The 7,690-nt window shown below is 67.2% G+C and carries 8 protein-coding genes and 2 pseudogenes; 4 read left to right on the top strand and 6 right to left on the bottom strand.

The features are described 5' to 3' along the window. The 3 genes from AC1VAN_RS09920 to AC1VAN_RS09910 form a co-directional block, all read right to left on the bottom strand. On the bottom strand, positions 1-800 hold an 800-nt coding region (locus AC1VAN_RS09920), incomplete at its 3' end, for a FecR family protein (RefSeq protein WP_480985728.1). An 82-nt stretch (positions 801-882) separates the two neighbouring features. Beyond that, entirely contained in the window at positions 883-1,386 is a 504-nt protein-coding gene (locus AC1VAN_RS09915) for an RNA polymerase sigma factor (protein WP_025874391.1), read from the bottom strand. Between the two features lie 122 nt (positions 1,387-1,508). Then, positions 1,509-2,435: a LysR family transcriptional regulator gene (locus AC1VAN_RS09910; protein WP_032974583.1), complete on the bottom strand. Its 927-nt coding sequence runs from the start codon at positions 2,433-2,435 to the stop codon at positions 1,509-1,511. A gap of 150 nt (positions 2,436-2,585) precedes the next feature. Here AC1VAN_RS09910 and AC1VAN_RS09905 point away from each other — a divergent pair, with 150 nt between their 5' ends. The 4 genes and pseudogenes from AC1VAN_RS09905 to AC1VAN_RS09890 all read left to right on the top strand — a co-directional run. Beyond that, positions 2,586-3,452 carry a pirin family protein gene (locus AC1VAN_RS09905; RefSeq protein WP_134832649.1) on the top strand — a complete coding sequence of 289 codons (867 nt, stop codon included), beginning with the start codon at positions 2,586-2,588 and terminating at the stop codon, positions 3,450-3,452. Between the two features lie 69 nt (positions 3,453-3,521). Next, a complete protein-coding gene (locus AC1VAN_RS09900; protein WP_442251387.1) occupies positions 3,522-4,202 on the top strand; it encodes an isochorismatase family protein in 681 nt (226 codons plus the stop codon). A gap of 79 nt (positions 4,203-4,281) precedes the next feature. Further along, a complete protein-coding gene (locus AC1VAN_RS09895) occupies positions 4,282-4,923 on the top strand; it encodes a hydrolase (RefSeq protein WP_480985727.1) in 642 nt (213 codons plus the stop codon). A gap of 80 nt (positions 4,924-5,003) precedes the next feature. After that, a pseudogene (locus AC1VAN_RS09890) lies at positions 5,004-5,264 on the top strand (OsmC family protein); the annotation flags it as partial. Between the two features lie 110 nt (positions 5,265-5,374). On the opposite strand, the gene AC1VAN_RS09885 reads toward AC1VAN_RS09890, so the two are convergent. The 3 genes and pseudogenes from AC1VAN_RS09885 to AC1VAN_RS09875 all read right to left on the bottom strand — a co-directional run. Further along, a complete protein-coding gene (locus AC1VAN_RS09885) occupies positions 5,375-5,704 on the bottom strand; it encodes a hypothetical protein (protein ID WP_480985726.1) in 330 nt (109 codons plus the stop codon). Between the two features lie 96 nt (positions 5,705-5,800). Next, a complete protein-coding gene (locus tag AC1VAN_RS09880) occupies positions 5,801-7,540 on the bottom strand; it encodes a putative porin (RefSeq protein WP_480985725.1) in 1,740 nt (579 codons plus the stop codon). 42 nt (positions 7,541-7,582) lie between these two features. Next, positions 7,583-7,690: pseudogene (locus tag AC1VAN_RS09875) on the bottom strand (ferric siderophore transporter TonB); the annotation flags it as partial.

The following is a 7,690-nucleotide window of genomic DNA, read 5'->3' as shown; positions in this document are numbered from 1 at the left end:
CGCCGATAGCGGGCAAGGCGCTCGATCGCCTGTTGCGCAGGCAGATCATCAATGACGATCTCGCCGCGTCGCCACGGTGCGATGGCCTCCACATCGGCCAGCTGCAAYGGCTGCAGCCAGCGGCCATCACGGAACGCGCGTGCCTGGCCCGCCTGCAGCCGCTGCGCGGCGACATGACCCGGCCTGATCTCCACTTCGCCCTGGCTGACCTCGGTGGTCACCACGGCATCCTGCAGTGCAACGCTGAACGCCGTGCCGATGTCACGGATCTCGCCACCGCCTGCCTCCACCCGGAACGGTCGTGCTTCGTGCGCCACCTGGAACCAGGCCCTGCCACGCAGCAACTGCAGGCGGCGCTGGCCGGCGCTGAAATCAAGCGCCAGCGCGCTGCCTGCATCCAATATGGCAGTGCTGCCATCCTGCAGCTGCACCGTGCGCGGCGCGTTGTCGCTGCGCACGTCGCTGCGGACCAGCAGCCACGCGTGCGGCGCCGCTGTTACCGAAAGCAGCAGCACCGCCGCACTGGCCAGCAGCCAAGGCACTCGACGACGCGGCTGCAGGGGCCGCAGCGCGGGTTCGGCGGTCAGCTCCGGAAGCGCAGCCAGGACATCCGGGCCGGCGGCATCCAGGCATTGCCAGAAGGCCTGCTGCTGGCGCCAGGCATCGGCATGCCGGGGATCGGCCTGCAGCCAGCGTTGCAGGGCGCGTTGCTGGCGCTCCGGCAACCGGCCCGCATTGCACCGTATCACCCAGCGCAACGCCTGCCTGGCCTGACGCGGCGAGGGTATGGACGTAGTCATGATTGTGGCCTGCGGCACCACCAACGGGTGCGCCTTACAGTTGAGACAACGGCGAGCGGCATCTGCCCACGGCACATGCCGGTCATGCGCGGCTTCCCCGCTGGTGCTGCTGGATGAGCAGGGCCGCGCGCATCACGTACTTGCCCACCACGCTCTTGGAAATACCCAGGCGCTCGGCGATCTCGCGTTCGCTCAGCCCCAGGTAGCGGTTGAGCACGAAACACTCGCGCACCTGCGGCGGCAGCGCCAGGATGGTCTGGCTGATCTCGCGCAGCTGGGCCTGGTCCAGCGCCTGCGCCTGGCCATCAGTGCTGGCATCGGCCAGGTCGCTGGCGTACTCCGCCATCGCCCGCCGTTCGCGTGCGTCGGCCTGGCTGCGGTTGAGCGCGTGGTGGTAGGCCATGCGGTACAGGTACCCGCGCGGTTCCAGGATCGGCGGGTCGCCGGGCACGCTGCTGGCCTTCAGATAAAGGTTCTGCAGGGTGTCCTCGGTACTGGCCGGGTCGAGGTAGCGGGCAATGAAGCGGGACAACGCACGGCGCTCGCGGATCAACAGCTCGATCAGCGCCAGGGCATTGGGAGACATAAGTGCCAAGGCCGGACCGGGGAATGATGGGCGTGATGGCGACGGTCCGGACCGGGAGTGTAGGCGGCAACCGCCGATCCTGCACCCCCGGTCATCCGCCACGTTGCACGCACGGCCTGGATCTACGGCTCCTCCAGCGCCTCGAAACGCTCGGCCAGATAGTCGATCAACGCGCGTACCGCCGGCAGCAGGCCGCGCCGCGACGGGAACACCGCATGCACGATGCCGTGCCTGGGCTGCCACTGCGGCAGGATCGGCACCAGCGCGCCGCTGGCCAGTTCGTCGGTGATCATCATCCGCGGCAGCATCAGCACGCCGACACCCGCCACCGCCGCACTGCGCAGGGCGATCATGTCATCGCTGACCAGCCGCGGGCGGTGGTGCACGCTGGCCTGCACCTGCTCCGGCCCGGCGTATTCCCAGGCATGCACCTGGGCGGGCGATGCCAGGTCCACGGTCGGCATCATCGCCAGATCAGCCGGCACTTTCGGCGTACCCATGCGCTTGAGCAGGGCCGGGCTGGCAGCCGTACACCAGATGCGGCGGGCCAGCACGCGCACCACCAGATCGCTGTCCTCCAGCGGTGGCGGGCGCACGCGGATGGCCACATCCACGCCCTCGCCCACCACGTCCACGCGCCGGTTGGTGGCATCCAGCTGCAGGGTCACCTGCGGATGCAGGGCCAGGAAGTCAGCCAGCATGGCGCCAATGCGCGCGTGCAGCAGTGCGATCGGACAGGCCAGCCGCAGGGTGCCGCGTGGCTCGGCACGCGACAGCGCGATGGCCTCCTCGGCGGCTTCGGCCTCCACCAGCATCGCCTTGCAGTGCCGGTAGTAGTCCTGGCCGATCTCGGTGACCGAGAAGCGGCGGGTCGAACGTTGGATCAGGCGGACACCCAGCCGCTCCTCCAGCAGGGCGATGCGGCGGCTGAGCTTGGACTTGGGCATCGCCAGCGCGCGCCCGGCCTGCGAGAAGCCGCCATGCTCGACCACCATGGCGAAGTAGAASAGGTCGTTSAGRTCGCAGCGGCGGATGTCGGCGATGAACACGGGACGATCTCCTGCGGCCCTTGCCGGGCCTKCATCGTTCACWAAATAGGACTATGACGGCAAATTCTGCCSACTACCGGGGCCATTGTCACGSCGATATCGTCTCCGCAACGAAAAACAGCGACCGGTTGCCCCGGTCAGGAGATCGCCATGAAGCGTGTCACCGGTACCTACAGCGCCCCCCGCCCGCACTGGGTGGGCGACGGCTTCCCCGCCCGTTCGATGTTCTCCTACAACACCCACGGCCAGCACCTGAGCCCGTTCCTGCTGCTGGACTACGCCGGGCCGTACAGTTTCCCGCCCAGCGAGACCCCGCGCGGGGTCGGYCAGCATCCGCATCGCGGCTTCGAGACGGTCACCATCGTCTACGAAGGCGAAGTGGCCCATCGCGACTCGACGGGTGCCGGCGGCACCATCGGCCCGGGTGACGTGCAGTGGATGACCGCTGCCTCCGGCATCCTCCATGAGGAATTCCACACGCCGGAATTCAGCAAGCGCGGCGGCACCCTGGACATGGTGCAGCTGTGGGTCAACCTGCCCGCCAAGGACAAGATGGGCGCACCGGGCTACCAGACCCTGCTCGATGCGCAGATTCCTTCAGTGGCCTTGCCCGACGGTGCCGGCCGCGTACGCGTCATCGCCGGGACATTCGATGGCCATGCCGGCCCGGCCCGCACGCATACCCCGATGGACGTGTGGGACATCCGCCTGCTGCAGGGCCAGCACGCCGAGCTGCCGGTGGCCGACGGCCGCACCCTGGCGCTGGTGGTGTTGAAGGGCACGGTGCGGATCAACGGTGGCCAGGCAGTCGGCGAAGCACAGCTGGTGACCTTCGACCGCAGCGGCGAAGACGTGTTCATCGACGCCGACAGCGACGCCACCGTGCTGCTGCTCAGCGGCGAACCCATCGACGAGCCGGTGGTGGGCTATGGCCCGTTCGTGATGAACACCCAGGCCGAGATCAGCCAGGCCGTCAACGATTTCAACGGCGGCCGCTTCGGCCAGATCGCGCACTGATCCACTGCATTGCGGCGGGCAACCGCCCGCCGCATTCCGGGCCTTCGCCCCCTCCCCAGGAGACTGACCATGAGTACCCCCGCCAACTTCAACGGCGCCCGCCCGGTGATCGACCCGGACAACGCCGCGATGCTGCTGATCGACCACCAGAGTGGCCTGTTCCAGACCATCGGTGACATGCCGTTCACTTCAGTACGCGCGCACGCCACCGCCCTGGCGAAGATGGCCGCGCTGGCGAAGATGCCGGTGATCACCACCGCGTCGGTACCGCAGGGGCCGAACGGCCCGCTGATCCCGGAGATCCATGACGCCGCACCGCATGCGCAATACGTAGCGCGACGGGGCGAGATCAACGCATGGGACAACCCCGAATTCGTGGCCGCGGTGAAGGCCACCGGCCGCAGCCAGCTGATCATTGCCGGCACCATCACCAGCGTCTGCATGGCCTTCCCCTCCATTGCCGCCGTCGCCGACGGCTACCAGGTGTTCGCGGTGGTCGATGCCTCCGGCACCTATTCGAAGATGGCCGAGGAAATCACCCTGGCGCGCGTGGTGCAGGCCGGTGTGGTGCCGATGGATACCGCTGCGGTCGCCTCGGAAATCCAGCGCACCTGGAACCGCGAGGACGCCCAGCAGTGGGCCGCGATCTACACGCAGATCTTCCCCAACTACCAGCTGCTGATCGAGAGCTACCAGAAAGCGCAGGACGTGCAGAAGAACCACGAGCAGCTGGATTCGCAGCGTAGCTGAGCCGCTGCATCCGCGGCGATTTCCGCCTGCCGGCACGCCGCCGGCACCACCGCAAGCCAACCCCGACCAGGACACCCCCATGGCCAGTGAACCGATCCGCGACCCCGTCAGCGACCACCTGCTGACCCCGCAGAATTCCGCCTTCATCATCATCGACTACCAGCCGGTACAGGTGAACTCCATCGCCTCGATGGACCGCCAGCTGCTGGTCAACAACATCGTCGGCACTGCCAAGRCGGCGGTCGCCTATGGCCTGCCGATCGTGCATTCGACCGTGAACGTACAGACCGGCCTGAACAAGCCGCCGATCGCGCAGCTGCGCAAGGTGCTGGGCGACTACCCGACCTACGACCGCACCACCATCAACTCCTGGGAAGATGTCGAGTTCCGCAAGGCGGTGAAGGCCACCGGCCGCAGGAAACTGATCATGACCGCGCTGTGGACCGAAGCCTGCCTGACCTTCCCCGCGCTGGATGCGCTGAAGGAAGGCTATGAGGTCTACGTGGTGGTCGACGCGGTGGGCGGCACGTCGCTGGCCGCGCATGATGCCGCGCTGCGCCGCATCGAACAGGCCGGCGGCCAGCTGATCAGCGTGACGCAGCTGTTCTGCGAACTGCAGCGCGACTGGGTACGGGCGGAGACCGTGCCGGCCTTCATGAATCTCTTCATCGAAACCGGTGGCACGGCTGGCATCCAGTTCTCGTACGATCGTACCGAGTGATTCCTTGGCGGCTCCGGCTCCGGCTGGCGCCGCCTTTTCCTGCAACCGAGCATGGCTCGGCCCTACCACCGGGAATTCCCATGGCCTACGCACGCATTGTTTCGACCGCCGACAACTACCTGCACCACATCAGCAACGGCCACTTCGATGTCGCGGCCGATGAACCCGCTTCACTCGGCGGCCAGGGCAAGGGCTTCGCCCCGTTCGACCTGTACCTGGCCTCGCTGGCCGCGTGTACCGCCATCACCCTGCGCATGTACGCGCAGCGCAAGGGCTGGGAGCTGGGCGAGTTCCACGCCGAGCTGCGTTCCGAACGTGATGCGGATGGACGCTTCCATGTCGGATCACCAGCGAGCGCGGGGCTGCTGCCTGATCGCCGGGCATGGCCCGGCGCTACCGGAGGAGCCTGGCGCCATCAGGTAACGCCGGGCCATGCCCGGCGGCCCTGGTTTCAACGCCGCGAATGCMGCACGGTGCGCTGGCGCATGGCGTTGAATTCCTGTTCGACCTGCTGGATGTCTTCGACCTGGAAGCCGGCGGCATCGAGCAGCTGATCGGCCGCGGCGGCAGCCAGCGGATCATCCTCGCGCTGGCGCCAGCAGCGTGCCGGCAGGAAATAGCCGACCTCGCTGCGCCCGCGCATGATGACCACCGGCCGCCCTGCATACAGCAGGAATTCGGCCAGATGCTGGCGCAATCCCTCCACCGAGACATAGGCCGGCCCGATGCCCAGTGCCTGCGCGGCGGGCTCGGAACTCTCGAACAGTTTGCGACGGCTCATCCACTCCTCCTTTGTGCAACGCGTGGTCTCCTTTCCTAGACGGGCGCATTGCCGCACCCCCGCCACACGTGTCGTGACTGCGATCACGCTGTCCGATCAGAAACCGGTATTGAACTCCAGCTGGAACAAATCGATCGACAACGGCGGGCCCGACACTTCCTTGGCCGCCATCCACTTGCCGCTGATCCAGCTGCGCGCGTCCAGCGCATAGGCGCCGCCCACGTAGTAGCCGCGCGCATTGGTGCCGCCCAGGTGAAAGTTCGGATCGTTGTAGGCATCGGGCAGTGCATCGGCCTCGATCCGCTTGTAGCCCAGCAGGGCCTGCCACTGGCCCTTCTCCTTCAGCTCGGTGGCGCCGAAGGTGGCCTGCAGCATCCAGGCGGTGTCGCCGCTGCGGAAGGTGTCGATGCTGGCACTGCCACCGGCACCGTAGTTGTTGACGATGCCGTTGTTGGCCCGCGCGAACATGGYCTGCTTGTCATAGGCCAGGTTGCGGATGTAGTCCGCATCCAGGCGCATGCCGATGTCCTGCGCAAGCTGTGTATCCCAGCGCAGGTTGAAGGTCGCCAGGCGGAAGGCAGAAGCCAGGCCCACATACTGCGGCGTGGGCGTGTTGGCCGGATCCAACGGGTTGCGGGCGATGTCGCGGATCAGCATCAGGGTGTTGCCCTTCTGCATGAACGCCGGCCGCGACCAGTCGGTATCGCAACCGACCGCGCCGGCGTACAGCGCGCAGGGAGACGACAGGCGACCACTGATGTTCTTGAAATCGTAGTAGCCCAGCGCCGCACGCAGGCTGTTGTCATCGTTGAAGCGCCAGTTCACCCCCACCTGCGCACCGGACAGCCACTTGTTCTCGTTGGGCGTCTTCACCCGGCTCTGGCTGGGCGCGCTGTCGGAGGTGTACTCCAACGGCACCACCGCCAGGTTGCCGAACAGGCCGACGTCCTCGGCGAGGTCGTAGCTGAGGTTGGCCGCCAGGCCGTCGAAGTTCAGATCGTTGGAGAACAGCGTGTCACTGGTCCAGAACGGATTGCCGAAGCGTCCGCCGCGCACCGTCACCCAGTCGGCCGGGCTGTAGGCCAGCCATGCCTGGTCCAGCCACACGTCCTTCTTGCCCAGGCCACCGCCAAGCTGTTCGGTGGTGGACACCGGCCCGTTGCTGCTGCCGCTGGCCAGGCGCACGCCTGCGGTGGTGTGCTGGCCGATCGTCGCTTCGATGCCCAGCCGTGCGCGGATGCGCCACAGATTGCGGCGGTCCTGGCGGGTGTTGAGCAGCGGCGGCAGCTGCAGGTTGGTGTTGTTGTTGGTATCGAAGCCGTTGCCGGCGTTCACCGAGGCCCAGTTGGTCTCGATGTCGCTGTTGCGCTCGGAGTAGAAGCGCGATTCGCTGCGCACACGCATGTCACCGCTGACCTTGATGCGCTTGGTCCACTCGGCCACCTCGTTCGGCGCGGCCCAGCCCTCGGCTTTGGCCTGCGCCATCACGTCCTGGCGTACCTCATCTCGGATGCCATCGCGCACGCTCTGCGGCACGTACGGCACACGTACGTCGCCGGCTTCCAGCGCCACGCCGCCGCTGCTGGCTGCGCTGACCGCGGTACCGCGTTGCGCAGCCGCCGCTTCTGCTTCGGCCTGCACCAACAGGGCCTGGCCGTCTTCGGGCTTGAGCGCGCCGCTGGCGATCAGCCCCTTGATCAACTTGACCATGGTGGTTTCGGCAGCCATCGCACTGGCCGGCGCGGCCAGGCTGAGCAGTACGGCGCAGCACAGCAACGCCCGTCGGGCCGGCCGTGGGCGGCGGGATGCGGTTCGAGCGCGGTCGTGGTCGTTCATCACGGTTCTCATCGAAAGAAGGGAAATCACGGAAGTCATCGGTCACGCGCCGGGACGGCGCCCCTGGATCAGCACGCGCGCGGGGAAATCCAGCGACGCCGGTGGCATCTGGTCGACCTTGCCGATCTGTCGCAGTGCTTCAAGCACGGC

Source organism: Stenotrophomonas sp. 05L44_2, from assembly GCF_056665995.1.
Note: the sequence above shows the minus strand (reverse complement) of the source record. Positions and strands in the feature narration are given on the sequence as shown.